Below are 13980 nucleotides of genomic sequence, written 5' to 3' on the forward strand. Positions count from 1 at the left end.
ATTTGATCTACCAAGGGAGGGTCCCGTGGGTCGCAGGCTGCTCGCGAGCGTTCTGGTGCTGGGCCTCATCGGCGGGCTGTCCGCGCCCGCCGAAGCGGCGGCGACCTGGACGCCCGCCTACGACCTGGAGGGTGCCTGCGTCACCCTCCAGGCGTTCAACGGATCGAGCTCGCTCGGCTATGTCTTCAAGGACTCGGTCGGCTACGGCTTCACCGGTACGGCCGGCCGGGCCGAACCGTTCCGGTTCGAGGCCACCCAGCTCGGCCGGTACCTGCTGCGCGACCACACCGGCGCGCCGCCGTACCAGAGCGTGCTGGGCTGGGTCTGGGCCGGAGACGCGTACGGGGACCGGGCCGACTGGACGGTCAGCTCCTCGGCCGGCCGGTACCGGCTGGTCAGCACCGCGACCGGGCAGCAGATGGGTTCGTACCTCGGCGGGCTCGGAGCCGGCAGCGCCACCATGGCGCTCACCCCGGCGACCGGCTGCGCGGCCGTCCCGGACATCGCCACCGGGGTGAGCGGCACGCCGGCCCCCGCGGTCGACTCCGGCGGCAAGCTCGTCGGCTGGATCGACGCGCACGCCCACATCACCGCCGGCGAGGCGTTCGGCGGGTCCATGCACTGCGGGGACGCCTACGCCGCCGGCGGTGCCCCGGTCGCGCTCGCCGGCTGTGCCTCGCACGCGACCCTGGGCTGGGGTGCGCTGCTCGAGGCGATCATCGCCGGCACCGACCCGGTCGATTCGTCCGAGCACGGCTGGCCCTCGTTCACCGACTGGCCGCAGACCGACACCATGCTGCACGAGGCGTCGTACTTCCGCAGCCTGGAGCGGGCCTGGCAGTCCGGCCAGCGGGTGCTCAACGTGTTGCTGGTGGCGAACCGGGTGATCTGCGAGCTGACCCTGGAGCACACCTCCTGCGACGAGATGGACCAGATCCGGGCGCAGTCGCAGTACCTGCGGAAGATGCAGGACTACATCGACGCCCGTAGCGGCGGACCGGGCAAGGGCTGGTTCCGGCTGGCGACCACCCCGGCCGAGGTCCGGGCCATCGCCGCCCAGGGCAAGCTCGCGGTCACCATCGGCGTGGAGAACTCGGAGATCTTCGGCTGCCGGGAGATCCAGGACGTGCCGCAGTGCACCACCGCGCAGATCGACGCGGGCCTGAACGAGCTGCAGAGCATGGGCGTCAGCGGCTTCTACCCGGTGCACAAGTTCGACAACGCGTTCGGCGGGACCCGCTTCGACTCGGGCGCGACCGGCGCCGCGATCAACGTCGGTCAGCTGCTCTCGAGCGGCCACTGGTGGCAGGCGACCAGCTGCACCGGCCCGGCCGACAACGATCAGCCGCTGGTCAGCGACGGCATCGCCAAGCTGCTCGAGCTCGGTGTCGCGCTGCCGCCCGGCACGGTGCTGCCGGTCTACCCGAGCGGGGACATCTGCAACACCCGCGGGCTCACCACGCTGGGCCGGTACCTGGTCCAGAAGATGATGGACCGGGGAATGATCATCCACATCGATCACATGAGTGTGAAGACCGCGACCGCGGTGCTCGACATGGCGGAGCAGGCCGGGTACGCGGGGGTCACCTCGGTGCACAGTTGGGCCGACCGGACCCTGGTGAACCGGGTGCTCGGGCTCGGCGGGTTCGTCGCCTCGTACGCCTTCGCGGCCACCGACGACGGCTCCGGCACCCCGGCCTTCCTCGACGAGTGGCGGGCCAACAAGGCCCTCGCCAACGGCACCAGGATCACCGGGTACGGCGTCGGCACCGACATCAACGGGCTGGGCTCGCAGGCGGAGCCCCGCCTGACCGCCGGCTCCAGCCCGCTCGTCTACCCGTTCACCGCGGTGAACGGGACCACCGTCACCCGGCAGACCTGGGGAACCCGCACCTTCGACCTGAACACCGACGGTGTCGCCCAGTACGGCCTCTACGCCGACTGGATCTCCGACCTGGTGGACCAGGCCGGTCCGGACAAGGCGCTGCTGCGTCAGCAGCTCCTGCAAGGCGCCGAGGCCTACGTCGAGATGTGGGAGAACGCCCGCTCATGACGGTGACCGAGGCGCCGGTACGCACCCGGTGGATGGTCGCGTACGCCCTGGCCATGATCGGAGTGGCGGCCGGCTGGTTCGGCCCGATCCAGATCCTGCTCCCCGAGCAGGCGGACCGGCTGGCCGGCGCGGACGGCAAGGAGGCCCTGCTCGCGCTCGTGACCGCGGTCGGCGCGGCGGCCTCGCTGGTCGCCAACCCGCTCTGGGGCGCGCTCTCCGACCGGTTGGGTTCCCGGCGCCCGGTCTTCGTGGCCGGCACCGCGATCGGTGTCGCCGGCCTCCTGGTGCTGGCCGTGGCGGAGACCAGGAGCGTGATGATCGCCGGCTGGGTGCTGGTGCAGGTGGGTCTGAACGGCCCGCTCGCCGCGCTGGCCGCGATGATCGGTGACCGGGTACCGGAGCGGCAGCGGGGCACCGTCGGCGCCCTGTTCGGCGTCGCCCAGATCGTCGGTGTGGTGCTCGGGACCGCGCTGGCCGTCGCGGTCGGCCAGGGCACGCCCGGCTACGTGGCGGTGGCCGTGGCGGTGCCCGCGCTCGGCGCGGCGCTGCTGCTGATGCGCCAGGAGCCGATCCACGTCTCGGACCGGTCCGAGATCCACTGGGCGGCGCTGATCCGGCCGGGCGCCCAGTTCGCCTGGGCGTGGCTGATCCGGTTCCTGCTCAACCTGGTCAACGCGCTGGTGCTGGTCTACCTCTTCTACTACCTGTCCGATCAGGTCGGTGTCGCCGACGCGGCGACCTGGGTGCTCGTACTCACCGTGGTCAACGTGCTCTTCGCCGGCATCTTCGGTTTCGCCGGCGGGGTGCTCTCGGATCGCTGGGAACGCCGCCGGGTGTTCATCGCGGCCGCCGCGGTGATCCTGGCCGCCGGGACCGTGCTGATGGCCCTGGCGCCGGTGGTCACCGTGGTGATCGGGGCGTCGGTGCTGGTCGGGGTGGGCTGGGGGGCGTACGTCGCGGTCGACATGGCGGTGATCACGCACGTACTGCCGGACGCCGAGACCCGGGCCACCATGCTCGGTGTCGCCAACATCGCGGGCACCCTGCCGCAGCTGCTCGCCCCGGTGATCGCCGCGCCGATCGTCACCGCGCTCGGCGGTTACCGGGCTCTCTACCTGCTCACCGCGGCCATCGCGGTGGCGGCCCTGGCCTGTCTGCCCCGTTTGAAGACACTGGCCTGAAAGGATTTTGATGCGATTTCCACCCGGCTTCCGGTTCGGCATGGCGACCTCGGCCTACCAGATCGAGGGCGCCTTCGACGTCGGTGGCAAAGCCCCGAGCATCTGGGACACGTTCACGGCGCTGCCCGGGACCGTCCGGCACGGTGAGGACGGCCGGGTCGCCATCGACCACTATCACCGGTACGCCGAGGACGTCGAGCACATCGCCGCCGCCGGCGTGCGGGACTACCGTTTCTCGATCTCCTGGACGCGGGCGCTCGCCGACCCCGGCTTCTATGACCGGCTGGTGGACGCGCTGCTCGCCGCCGGGGTCCGTCCGGTCCCCACGCTCTACCACTGGGACCTGCCGCAGGACCTGGAGGACCAGGGCGGCTGGCTGAACCGGGACACCGCGTACCGGCTCGCCGACTACGCGGGCGTGGTGGTGCGGCGGCTCGGTGACCGGGTCCGGGACTGGATCACCATGAACGAGATGAACGTGCAGACCCTCTACGGGTACGCGCTCACCGATCACGCCCCGGCCCGCGGACTCGGTCTCGAGGCGCTCCCGGTCGCCCATCACCAACTGCTCGCGCACGGGCTTGCGGTGCAGGCGCTGCGGGCCGGCGACGCGGGCGCGGTCGGCATCGCCAACCAGCACTTCCCGGTGTACCCGGCCAGTGACGACCCCGCCGACGCGTTCGCCGCCGAACTGTTCCGGGGGCTGACCAACTGGACGTTCTCCGATCCGATCCTGCTCGGTGACTACCCGGACGAGATGATCCGCGCCGGGGTGGGCACGTCCGGTGCGCAGCTGGACCGGGACCTGGAGCTGATCGCGGCGCCGCTGGACTTCTACGGGGTCAATTTCTACGAGCCGACCGCGATCGAGGCACCGCGGGCCGGAAAGGACTACTCCGGCGTCCTGGAAGTCGACATTCCGGAAGGGCTGCCGTTCTCGCCGGTGCCGGTGAAGAGCGACGAACGCACCGACTTCGGCTGGGCGATCGTGCCCGGCGCGCTCACCGAGATCCTGGTCGCGTTGCGGGACCGCTATCCGGGGCTGCCGCCGGTCATCGTCACCGAGAACGGTGCGTCGTTCCACGACGCGGCACCCGACCCTTCGGGCCGGGTGCGTGATCCTCGGCGGATCGCCTATCTGGACGCGCATCTGCGGGCGGTCGAGGCCGCGATCGATTCCGGGGTACGCGTGGACGGGTTCTACGTCTGGTCGGCGTTCGACAACTTCGAGTGGGCGGCCGGGTACGACGAGCGGTTCGGTCTCGTCCACGTGGACCGGGAGACTCTCGCCCGTACGCGGAAGGACTCCTGGTACTGGTACCGCGACCTGATCGCCGCCCACCACACCTCAGGCGGCTGACTTCCTCAGCTGGTTCACGAATCCGTCGGCGAGGCGGGTCAGGCGTTCCGCCCGGCCCTCCTCGGCCCAGCCGTCCACGAGGCTGAGCAGCGTGCTGCCCTCGACCAGGATGATGAAGTCGTCGATCACCGCCTCGTCCGCGACGCCCGGGCGCACCTCGCCCAGCTCGCGGGCCTCGCGCAGGCAGTTGCGCAGATGCACCCGGATCGCCCGGTGCGACTCGCGGCGCGACTCGGCCAGCAGCGGATGGGACAGCGCCGCACCGGCGAAGGCCACGTTGACGTGCGCGTCGGCGGCCCGCTCGGCGTCGATCGGCAGCACCGCGTCGAGGGCGGCGCGGAGCGCGGCCAAGCCGTAAAGCGTGCCGCCGAGGCGAAAGGCGCGCTCCACGATCAGCTCGTAGACCGCCTTCTGCGCGGCGACCAGAATGTCGTCCTTGCCGCCGAGGAAGTGCGCGAGAACGCTGAGCGAGCACCCGGCCTCGTCGGCGATCGCTCTGGTCGTCGTGCCCTCGACGCCGCGCGCGCGAACGACGCGCCAGGTGGCTGCGAGGAGTTCCGCCTTGCGGGCCTCATGGTCGACCAGCTTCGGCATCTGGCCAGCTTAACCGCCACGTCACCGGCGGGAGGACGCGCCGAGGCCGGGGTGTGTACAACCTGTGGAAAGCGGCGATGGGCGGTTCAGCCGGCGGGGCGGGTGGCGGGCTCGACGAGCGTGAGGTGGTGCAGACGGCGGGCCACCGGCAGGGTCAGGATCACGCCGACCACCGGGATGAGGAACGCGATCCGCAGGCTGATCGGCTCGGAGAGCGCACCGAGCAGGACCGCACCGAGCAGGGCGCCGCCGTAGTTGAAGAGGTTCACCCGGGCGATCACCTCGTCGCTGCTCTGCGCGGCCGCCTCGCCGGCGGCGCTGAACGCCAGCGGGACCAGCACACCGACCCCGATGCCGGCGATCGCGAAGCCGGTCACCGCGGCGGCCACCGACGGGAGCAGGACGACCAGGCCACAGCCGACACCACAGACCGCGAGCGAGCCGAGAGCCATCGTCACCCGGCCGGCGCGCGGCACCACGTGGTCCGCGATCAGGCGGCTGATCAGCACCGTCGCCTGGTAGGCGGCGTAGCCGAGCGGTGCCAGGGAGGCCGTCGCGGCGAGCGAGTCGGTCAGGTAGATCGAGCTCCAGGTGCTCACCGCGGAGTCCACCAGGAACGCCGTGAAGATCAGCATGCCGCAGACCCAGACCACCCGCCGGACCGCGCGGCCACCGGCCTCGTGGACCACATGGGAGCGCTCGGTGCGGCCGGGCTCGAAGGCCCGCCAGCCCGCCAGCCCGACCAGCACGGCGAACCCGGCCGCCGCGCCGACCGCGACCGCCGCTCCGCCGCCGCCGGCCAAGGCACCCGACATGAGCAGCGCCGCGGCGATGGCGGCGGCGGTGTACGCGGCGAACAGCCGGCTCATCACGCTGCGCCCCAGCCGGGCCTGGACCAGCACACCCTGCATGCTCAGCGAGGCGTCCACAGTGCCCAGACCGACCCCGTAGCAGAGCAGGATGGTCACGAAGACCGCGTTCGGGGTGCCCACCGTCGTTCCGGCCAGCCCCGTGCCGATCAGGAGGAGGCCGCCGGCCAGCGCGTAACGGCTGCCCCAGCGCGCGGCCACCTGGTCCGCGACGACCGACCCGCCGGCCGCGGCGACGCAGACCAGCAGCAGGATCGCGGAGACGAAGGCGTCGCTCAGCCCTTGCCGGTCCTTGAAGGCGGGCAGCGCGGTGACCACCGCCGCATACCCCAGCCCCTGGGCCGCGTAGCCGGCACCGATCAGGCGGGCCCGGGCCCCGGCGGTCATGTCGTTCATCGTGCCTCGCTCAGTGTCCAGCGGCTCCCCGTGACTTCTGGCGATCGCAGCGACGTAGGTCACAGTCTGTTCAGCGCAGCATGCCGGGCCCGATCAGCAACAGCAACAGATTCCTGTAAAGAAATTCACTTTTTGCTCGCGCGGCATCCGGCAATCACCAGCTGACATCTCGAAGCGGGCAATTCGGAAATGCACTGATCAGTGGCTCGATAATGATTCCCGTCCGATTTTTCGACGGGACGATCTGCGCAATGCTCCTCAGGGCAGGCGCTGCAGGGCGGGGGCGGCGGCGCGAAGGGCGGCGAACGCGTCGGCCAGCCGCCAGGCACCGCGGTCCCGCGGGCCGATCGGGTTCGAGATCGTGCGCAGCTCGGCGAACGGGACGGCGGCCCCGGCCGCGGCGATCGCCACGCCGTAGCCCTCCATCGCCTCGGCGACCGCCCGCGGGAAGCGGGCGGCCAGGCGGGCGGTCGTCTCGGCCGTGCCGGTCACCGTGCTCAGCGTGAGAACGTCGCCGGCGACCGCCTGCGGAAGCGCCGCGCGAAGTGCCGCGATCAGGACGGGGTCGGCTTCCAGGACGCTGCCGCCGAAGCCCAGCTCCTCGATCGGGAGGAAGCCGTCCGGGGACTCCGCGCCCAGGTCGGCGGCGATCGTGCGGGTGGTGAGGACGGTGCCGCCCACGTCGGCGCGGCCGGGGAAACCACCGGCGATGCCGACGCTGATCACCGCGCGGTGGTCGCGCCGGGCGAGCAGGCGTGCGGTCCCCGCGGCGGCGGCCGCCGGGCCGACCCCGACCGCCTCGACGACGACCAGGGCCGGGTCGAGGAGCGGGCGAAGGGCATCGGCCTCGGCGGGCACGGCGGTCACGACCAGGACGGGGGACGGGATCACAGGGTCTCGCTGCTCTCTTCAGTCGCCGTTCCGGGTGGCCGAGCCACCGAAGGAGGGGCGGTAGACGTGATATCCGGGCGGTGCCGCCGGGTGATCCTCGTCTCCGGGGCCGGAAGGGCTGCCCGCGGGGGTGTCCGCGTCGAGCCGGCGAGTGGGCTCGTCCGAGGTCGGCGCCGGGTCGGCCGGCTTGCGCCGCCGTCGGCTCGTCCACCAGCCGGGAGCGGGGCGCCGCTCCTCCAGGGTGGGGTCCAACGTTCGGTCGCCCGCCGCGGTGCGCTGCCGCGGTGCGCCGTGACCGGCCTCGTCGGGAACCGCCGGGGCGTCCGGCCATGGGTCGGCCGCCTCGTAGAACAGGTCCTCGTCGTCGGGGCGTGACGTGTCCGAGGACGTACCGGAAGGGGATGGATCTTCGGCGGAGCCGGCGAGGTCTTCCGGGCGGCCCGCCAGCCGTTCGTTGTGCAGGTGAGCGGTCGACCAGGTGGCCCGGGCGGCCGCGAGGACCGCCAGCAGCGCGGCGAGCGCGATCCCCAGGCGGCCGGTGAGCGGGATCAGGCCGAGGCCGCCGCCGGTCACCCAGGCCAGCATGAGGACCGTCTCGGAGTGGGCGAAGGCGGTGGCACGCAGCCGCTCCGGGACGCGCTCCTGGATGCTGGCGTCGACGGCGAGCTTGGCGATGCCGCTGAAGACGGCGGTCAGCAGGGCCAGCAGGGCGACGGTGACCAGGTTGTAGAAGACGGTGGCGAGGATCGCCGCGCCGGCGGTGATCACCAGGCCGCTGGACTGCAGGGCGAGCGGGCGGCGGATGCGCAGGCCGGTGCCGGCGGCGGTGGAGAGGAACGTGCCGAGCGCCAGCGCGCCGCCCACCACGCCGACCGCGGCGCTCTTGCCGAGATCCCGGCCGAGAACCGTGGTCTGCACATCCCCGGCCATGATCGCGAAGGTCAGGAAGAGCAGCAGGAAGCCGTAGATCAGGCGCAGGCCGGCACTGCCGAAGAGGGCGGCCAGCACCAGGCGGCCGGAGAGCGGGCGGTCGGAGCCGCGGTTCAGCCCGAGGACGGTGCGCCAGGCTCGCGGCATGGCCTCGGGCGGGTCGGAGTCGGCCCGCGGCGGCAGGCGCAGCGCCACCACCATCCCGACGGCGAAGATGATGATGGCGACCCGCATCGGCCACTGTGGCCCGAACCGGAAGGCGAGCAGGCCGATCGGAGCGACCAGGGCGCCGGCGAACGTGCCGTAGACGCTGGCCCGCGCGCCCACCTGGGACAGGCCGACCCCGGCGGGGAGCAGGCGGGGGACGGCGGCGGAGCGGGCCACGCCGTAGGCCCGGGAGAGGGCCAGCACGCCGAAGGCGGCCGGATAGAGCGCCCAGCCGGTCAGATTGTTGGACATCACGTAGGCCAGGAACGCCCGGCCCAGCATGGTCACCGCCAGGGCGTAGCGCCGGCCGTGCCGGAAGTGGTCGAGCAGCGGGCCGACCACCGGGGCCAGCAGTGCGAACGGGACCATGGTGATGAGCAGGTAGAGCCCCGCCTTGCCGCGGGCCTCGCCGAGCGGAACGCTGAAGATGGTGCCGGCCAGGCCGATGGCGATCAGCGCGTCGCCCGCGCAGGAGACCGCGTGCAGGTCGAAGAGCCGGATCATGCCGATCTCGTTGGCGGCGCCGCGGGCCCGGACGGTGCCGATCCGCCGGGTCGCCCAGGCTCCGCCGCGCACCGAACCACGCACCATCAGGCGCACGGCTTTGACACCCGTGCCGACGGTGCGTCCGAGGGTGGGAAGCAGCGGCATGGGAACCATCCTGACTGATCCGGGCGACCCGTGCCGTGATCTGGCGACCTGTCGCCCCACCAGCCACCCCGGGAACGGATTCGGCACGCCATCCACCCGGTATCTGGGGAGTCATTGCGGCACGCGGGCTTCGGTAAGCAACAATGGGCGGGTGACCTCCAGGACCACCTCTCGCGCCGCCCGACTCGACCAGGTCTGTGCCGATGCCGTCGGGGTGGCCCGTGGTGCGATCACCGATGTGGACCCCGAAGACATCGGCGAGCACCTAGAAGCTGTCGCCGAGGGTGATCGGGTGGTGACGCACTTCTTCGAGTCGCGTCTCGCCGGTTACCGCGGCTGGCGCTGGGCCGTCACGGTGACCCGGGTGCCCCGCAGCCGGCACGTCACCGTCTGCGAGACCGTGCTGCTGCCCGGCCCCGATGCCCTGCTCGCCCCCGGCTGGGTGCCGTGGAACGAGCGGGTCCAGCCCGGTGACCTGGGCGTCGGCGACCTGATGCCGACCGCGCCGGACGACGACCGCCTTGCCCCGGGCTACGTGCTCAGCGACGACGCCGCCGTCGAGGAGGTCTCCTGGGAGGCCGGCCTGGGCCGCTCCCGGGTGATGTCCAAGGAGGGCCGGATGGAGACGGCCCAGCGGTGGTATGACGGTGACGCCGGTCCGGAGGCGCCGATCTCGGCCGCCGCCCCGCGTAACGCCCGCTGCGGCACCTGCGGCTTCTACCTGCCGCTGGGCGGCTCGCTGCGGCAGATGTTCGGCGTCTGCGGCAACCTGTACGCGCCGGACGACGGCCGTGCGGTGAGCGCCGACCACGGTTGTGGCGCGCACTCCGAGACCCTGCTGGCCGCGGTCGAGCAGCCGGTCGACGAGCTGCCCACGATCTACGACGACGGCGAGGTCGAGGCCATGGCGGTCAGCCGCGGCCACGGCTCGGTCGAGTCAAGCGAGCCCGCCGAGGACTACGGGCACAGCTAGACCTCTTGGATGCGGAACTCCGGGTGTGACAGCGCACGGCGCTGTCTCCGGTTTTGGTCGTGCACGATCATGGTGATCAGGCCGGGGATGCCGACGAGGAACCCGGCCACGCTGGTCTCGAGCCATTCACGGGGCGCGTCGGTCAGCAGGAAGACGAGGGTGGCCACGGCGAACGCGGCCAGGCCGGCGAGGGCGAACGGGACCATCGGCGGGTCGAGTGGTTCCACACGCGGCTTGGAGCCGGTCACGACGGTCAGGCCGGCCAGCGGATCGTCAGCCCGGGTCGCGGGAGACAGGTCACTCACTCCGACAGGGTAAGGCCATTACGGAACGTCTCGGCGCAGGACGTGAGAGTTGTAACATCATTCCGCTTTTGCCGAGGTCAATCGGTTCTGACACCATGCGCGCGTCGTCAATGTGCCACCCGGAAGGGCAAGCATGTCCACAGCCGCCAAGTCCCCCGCAGCGCGGAACGGTTTTGACCGCTTCTTCCAGATAACCGAACGCGGCTCAACGCTGAGCCGCGAGATCCGTGGCGGGCTCGTCACGTTCTTCACGATGGCGTACATCGTCGTCCTCAACCCCCTGATCCTGGCCGGTGGCGCCGACCAGAAGGGCGTCCACCTGCCGCTGGCCGCGCTCGCGGCGGGCACCGCACTGGTCGCCAGTGTGATGACGATCCTGATGGGCGTGGTGGCCCGCTTCCCGCTCGCGCTCGCCGCCGGCCTGGGCGTGAACGCGCTGGTCGCCTACGAGATCGCGCCCCAGATGACCTGGGCCGACGCGATGGGCCTGGTGGTGATCGAGGGCCTGCTGATCGGCGTACTGGTGCTGACCGGTCTGCGGACCGCGGTCTTCAAGGCGGTGCCGACCCAGCTCAAGACCGCGATCGGGGTGGGCATCGGCCTGTTCCTGATGATCATCGGTCTGGTCGACTCCGGCCTGGTGCACCGGGTGCCGGACGCCGCCAACACCACCGTCCCGGTCGAGATGGGTCTCGGCGGCAAGCTGCTCACCTGGCCGACCCTGGTGTTCGTGATCGGCCTGCTCGGCACGTTGGTGCTCTTCGTCCGCAAGGTGAAGGGCGCGATCCTGATCGGCATCCTGGGCACCACGGTGCTGGCCATCGCGGTGGAGGCGATCGCCGGGGTCGGTTCCGTGGTCACCAACCCGCACGGCTGGTCGCTGAACGTGCCGAAGATTCCGGAGAAGGTCGTCGACACCCCGGACCTGTCCCTGCTCGGCCACTTCAACGTGCTCGGCTCGTGGCAGCACGCCGGCTGGCTGGTCGCGCTGATGTTCGTCTTCACGCTGCTGGTGGCGGACTTCTTCGACACGATGGGCACGATGGTTGCGGTGGGCCAGGAGGGCGGGATGCTCGACGCCGAGGGGATGCCGCCGAAGACCCGGGAGATCCTGCTGGTCGACTCGGTCGCGGCGGCGGCCGGCGGCGCGGCCAGCGTCTCCAGCAACACCTCGTTCGTGGAGAGCGCCGCCGGCGTGGGCGAGGGTGCCCGGACCGGTGTGGCGAACCTGGTCACCGGTGCCCTGTTCCTGCTCGCCATGTTCTTCGCGCCGCTGGTGCAGGTGGTGCCGTTCGAGGCCGCCTCGACCGCACTCGTGGTGGTCGGCTTCCTGATGATGACGGCGGTCCGGCAGATCGACTGGTCGGACTGGAGCATCTCGGTGCCGGCGTTTTTGACCATCACGCTGATGCCGTTCACGTACTCGATCTCCAACGGGATCGGGGCCGGGATCATCTCGTACGTCGTGCTGAAGGCGGCCACGGGCAGGGCGAGGGAGGTCCACCCGATCCTGTACGGGGTCGCCGTCCTCTTCGTCCTCTATTTCGCCCGGGGTCCGTTGGAGTCCTGGGTCCTCTAGGTGTTTCATCGTCACCGGGTGCGCTCGGCGCACCCGGTGATGATGGTCATGCGGGTAATCACATGTCGTTAGCCATGCTCATTAGCTAGGCTAAGTATCGTGACGGAGCGAGTGATGACGGAGTACACAGCGGAATCGCTCGCCAAGACTCTCCGGGAAGCGATCATCCGGTTCAGCCGGCGGATCCGGCAGGCCCGGCCGGTCGGCGAGCTGACGTTCAGCCAGCTCTCCGCGCTGACCAGCCTTCAGCTGCACGGGGCGCTGACCCCGCGCGAGCTTGCCGACCTGGAGCGGGTGCAGCCGCCGACGATGACCAAGATCGTCGGCAAGCTGGAGGATCGTGGCCTGGTCGCGCGCACACCGCACCCCACCGACGGGCGTCAGGTCATCCTGGCCGCCACCGACGAGGGGCGCGCCGTCTACGCGCGCAACGAGCAGGTCCGCAACGAGTGGCTGGCCGTCCAACTGGATCGGCTGACCCCCGAGGAACGGGACACCCTGGCGCGCGCGGCGGAGATCATGCTGCGCGTCGCCCGCGCCTGAGGCCGGTTCCCGCTCTCCCGGTCGGTCGTGCCGCTTCGTCACACGACGATGACGCGTACGACCGAGCGAGGAGGCACCACCGCATGCGGGCAGTGCTGGACACGACCTTCCGATCCCTGAGAGTCCGGAACTATCGCCTCTTCGCCCTCGGCCAGTTGATCAAACTGATCGGTGTCTGGACGATGTTCACCGCCCAGGACTGGCTGGTCCTCGACCTCTCCGGAAACTCGCCGGGCGCACTCGGCGTGGTCACCGCCCTCCAGTTCGTCCCGGTGATGGCGCTGACCCTCTACAGCGGGCGGCTCGCCGACCGGTACGACAAGCGCAAGCTCCTGATCCTGGCGAACGCCGCGTTCGCGGTCACCGCGGTCGCCTTCGCCGTCATCGTGGCCTCCGGCACCGTGCGGCTCTGGCACGTCTTCCTGTTCGCGCTCCTCTTCGGCATCGCCAACTCGGTCGAGACCCCGGTCCGGCAGGCCTTCGTCTCCGAACTGGTCGAGTTGCCGCTGCTGCCGAACGCGCTGGCGCTCTCCGCGGCCACCTTCAACACCGCCCGGGTCGGCGGCCCGGCGCTGGCCGGCGCCATGCTCGCGGTGCTTCCGATCCGCGCGGTCTTCCTGATGGTGACCGTGCTGGTGATCGCCCCGGTCTTCACCTACACCCGGATGAACACCGGCGAGCTGTTCGGGCTCCCGCGCGCGTCCCGCGGCGACGCCCGGGTGCTGGACGGGCTGAAGTACGTCGGCAAGCGCGCCGACCTGCTGCTGCCGATCTGCCTGATGGCGGTGATCGGCATGATCGGCTTCAACTTCCCGGTCACCCTGGCCGCCCTCGCGAAGATCGACTTTCATGCCGGGGCCTCCTCGTTCGGCCTGCTCACCACGGCCCTCGCGGTGGGTGCCCTGGGCGGTGCGCTGGCGGGCAGCGGACGGCGGGCGCGGCCCAGCGCCTACCGGGTGATCGGCGCCTCGCTCGCCTTCGGCCTGCTGGAGTTCGCGGTCGGGTTCGCGCCGAATTTCCTGATCGCCGCGGTGCTGCTGGTGCCGACCGGGTTCTTCTCGATCTACCTGGCCCAGGCGGCCAACCACCGCGTCCAGATGGGCGTGGACGCCGACTATCGAGGTCGGGTGATGTCGCTCTACGTGCTGGTCTTCCTCGGCACCACGCCGATCGGGGCGTCGCTGGCCGGGTGGTGGGGTGAGCACTTCGGGGTCTCGTCGAGCATCTGGCTGGGTGGCCTGGTGTCGTTCCTGGCGGCGGTGGCGGCGCTGGTCTGGCAGCTGCGAGTGAGTGGTGATCGGCTGGAGTTTCGGTCGCGGCCGGTCGTCCGACCCGCGCTGAAATCTGTACTGACCGAGCGATAGGTGTGAATTGTCCAAAAAACGCGTTGAAAATTTTGCTCGATGTCTTTAAGGAACCTGGCAAATAGGTAGTTGGCAGATCAGGTC

12 protein-coding genes are annotated in these 13980 nt (G+C 71.0%); 7 read left to right on the forward strand and 5 right to left on the reverse strand.

Translation table 11 applies throughout. From position 1 onward, the window contains the following. Positions 1-25 precede the first annotated feature (25 nt). Genes CHC09_RS27130 through CHC09_RS27140 form a run of 3 tightly spaced genes read left to right on the forward strand, consistent with a single transcriptional unit; the run spans position 26 to position 4594 of the window. A complete protein-coding gene (locus CHC09_RS27130) occupies positions 26-2053 on the forward strand; it encodes an amidohydrolase family protein (protein WP_089296035.1) in 2028 nt (675 codons plus the stop codon). Beyond that, positions 2050-3234, forward strand: coding sequence for an MFS transporter (locus tag CHC09_RS27135; RefSeq protein WP_089296036.1), 1185 nt, complete (start codon positions 2050-2052; stop codon positions 3232-3234). Before CHC09_RS27130 ends, CHC09_RS27135 begins: the two co-directional genes overlap by 4 nt. Before the next feature lie 10 nt (positions 3235-3244). Further along, positions 3245-4594, forward strand: coding sequence for a GH1 family beta-glucosidase (locus CHC09_RS27140; RefSeq protein ID WP_089296037.1), 1350 nt, complete (start codon positions 3245-3247; stop codon positions 4592-4594). Here CHC09_RS27140 and CHC09_RS27145 read toward each other — a convergent pair. The 4 genes from CHC09_RS27145 to CHC09_RS27160 all read right to left on the reverse strand — a co-directional run bounded on the left by CHC09_RS27145 (position 4583) and on the right by CHC09_RS27160 (position 9141). Further along, positions 4583-5188: a TetR/AcrR family transcriptional regulator gene (locus CHC09_RS27145; RefSeq protein WP_089296038.1), complete on the reverse strand. Its 606-nt coding sequence runs from the start codon at positions 5186-5188 to the stop codon at positions 4583-4585. The genes CHC09_RS27140 and CHC09_RS27145 overlap by 12 nt on opposite strands. Before the next feature lie 86 nt (positions 5189-5274). Beyond that, positions 5275-6453, reverse strand: a complete 1179-nt coding sequence (locus CHC09_RS27150; RefSeq protein ID WP_089296039.1) for an MFS transporter — start codon at positions 6451-6453, stop codon at positions 5275-5277. A 258-nt stretch (positions 6454-6711) separates the two neighbouring features. Beyond that, positions 6712-7341, reverse strand: a complete 630-nt coding sequence (locus CHC09_RS27155; RefSeq protein WP_373871981.1) for a futalosine hydrolase — start codon at positions 7339-7341, stop codon at positions 6712-6714. A 21-nt stretch (positions 7342-7362) separates the two neighbouring features. Further along, on the reverse strand, positions 7363-9141 hold the full coding sequence (locus CHC09_RS27160; protein ID WP_373871979.1) for an MFS transporter: 1779 nt from the start codon (positions 9139-9141) through the stop codon (positions 7363-7365). A gap of 142 nt (positions 9142-9283) precedes the next feature. Here CHC09_RS27160 and CHC09_RS27165 point away from each other — a divergent pair, with 142 nt between their 5' ends. Continuing rightward, positions 9284-10105, forward strand: a complete 822-nt coding sequence (locus CHC09_RS27165) for a DUF3027 domain-containing protein (RefSeq protein ID WP_179277297.1) — start codon at positions 9284-9286, stop codon at positions 10103-10105. Here the strand turns inward: CHC09_RS27165 and CHC09_RS27170 are convergent. Next, positions 10102-10311 (reverse strand): DUF2530 domain-containing protein, encoded by a 210-nt coding sequence (locus tag CHC09_RS27170; protein ID WP_089296102.1) that lies wholly within the window; start codon positions 10309-10311, stop codon positions 10102-10104. The genes CHC09_RS27165 and CHC09_RS27170 overlap by 4 nt on opposite strands. 232 nt (positions 10312-10543) lie before the next feature. Between CHC09_RS27170 and CHC09_RS27175 the strand changes: the two genes are divergently transcribed. From CHC09_RS27175 to CHC09_RS27185, 3 genes are all read left to right on the forward strand, one after another. Then, positions 10544-11989, forward strand: coding sequence for an NCS2 family permease (locus CHC09_RS27175; protein ID WP_089296042.1), 1446 nt, complete (start codon positions 10544-10546; stop codon positions 11987-11989). 99 nt (positions 11990-12088) lie between these two features. After that, positions 12089-12532 (forward strand): MarR family winged helix-turn-helix transcriptional regulator, encoded by a 444-nt coding sequence (locus CHC09_RS27180; protein WP_373871978.1) that lies wholly within the window; start codon positions 12089-12091, stop codon positions 12530-12532. Between the two features lie 83 nt (positions 12533-12615). Next, the gene (locus CHC09_RS27185; protein WP_089296044.1) at positions 12616-13896 is read left to right on the forward strand and encodes an MFS transporter; all 1281 of its coding nucleotides are present in this window, start codon (positions 12616-12618) and stop codon (positions 13894-13896) included. The last annotated feature ends 84 nt before the right edge of the window (positions 13897-13980 follow it).

Source organism: Actinoplanes regularis, from assembly GCF_900188005.1.
GTDB classification, from domain to species: Bacteria; Actinomycetota; Actinomycetes; order Mycobacteriales; family Micromonosporaceae; genus Actinoplanes; species Actinoplanes regularis.

Excerpts from the sequence above, each read along its gene's own strand:
- CHC09_RS27135 (WP_089296036.1), top strand. The coding sequence starts at position 2,050 with ATGACGGTGACCGAGGCGCCGGTACGCACCCGGTGGATGGTCGCGTAC.
- CHC09_RS27140 (WP_089296037.1), top strand. The coding sequence starts at position 3,245 with ATGCGATTTCCACCCGGCTTCCGGTTCGGCATGGCGACCTCGGCCTAC.
- CHC09_RS27145 (WP_089296038.1), bottom strand. The coding sequence starts at position 5,188 with ATGCCGAAGCTGGTCGACCATGAGGCCCGCAAGGCGGAACTCCTCGCA.
- CHC09_RS27150 (WP_089296039.1), bottom strand. The coding sequence starts at position 6,453 with ATGAACGACATGACCGCCGGGGCCCGGGCCCGCCTGATCGGTGCCGGC.
- CHC09_RS27160 (WP_373871979.1), bottom strand. The coding sequence starts at position 9,141 with ATGGTTCCCATGCCGCTGCTTCCCACCCTCGGACGCACCGTCGGCACG.
- CHC09_RS27170 (WP_089296102.1), bottom strand. The coding sequence starts at position 10,311 with ATGGTCCCGTTCGCCCTCGCCGGCCTGGCCGCGTTCGCCGTGGCCACC.
- CHC09_RS27175 (WP_089296042.1), top strand. The coding sequence starts at position 10,544 with ATGTCCACAGCCGCCAAGTCCCCCGCAGCGCGGAACGGTTTTGACCGC.
- CHC09_RS27185 (WP_089296044.1), top strand. The coding sequence starts at position 12,616 with ATGCGGGCAGTGCTGGACACGACCTTCCGATCCCTGAGAGTCCGGAAC.